We start from the raw sequence: 255 nt of genomic DNA, 5'->3' as shown, positions 1-255 counted from the left end.
CGGGACTTCCGCGGTCACGTCGAGGAACAGGCGGCCGCCTTCACACAGCAGGGTGACCGACCGGACCTGCTCAACCGGATACGGCACCTCCCGCGCCAACCTCACCGACAACGACGGGGCGCCCTGCGCCGTGGGGATCCGCACCCGCCGGCCATCAAGGCCGAAAGTGCCGTGATACCAGCGCACCGGCATCAACGCCCGACGACGACGCGGGAACCGCGCCGACGGGTCACCGTCCTTACGGCGTTTCGCCGC

The 255-nt window shown here is 70.6% G+C and carries 1 protein-coding gene; it reads right to left on the bottom strand.

Translation table 11 applies throughout. The annotated features are described in order from the left end of the window. Positions 1-195: hypothetical protein (locus ACNAW0_RS30910; protein ID WP_416291565.1), on the bottom strand; the 195-nt coding region annotated here is incomplete at its 3' end. Positions 196-255: the final 60 nt, after the last annotated feature.

It is taken from the genome of Micromonospora sp. SL1-18 (genome assembly GCF_047921505.1).
GTDB lineage: Bacteria > Actinomycetota > Actinomycetes > Mycobacteriales > Micromonosporaceae > Micromonospora.
Note: the sequence above shows the minus strand (reverse complement) of the source record. Positions and strands in the feature narration are given on the sequence as shown.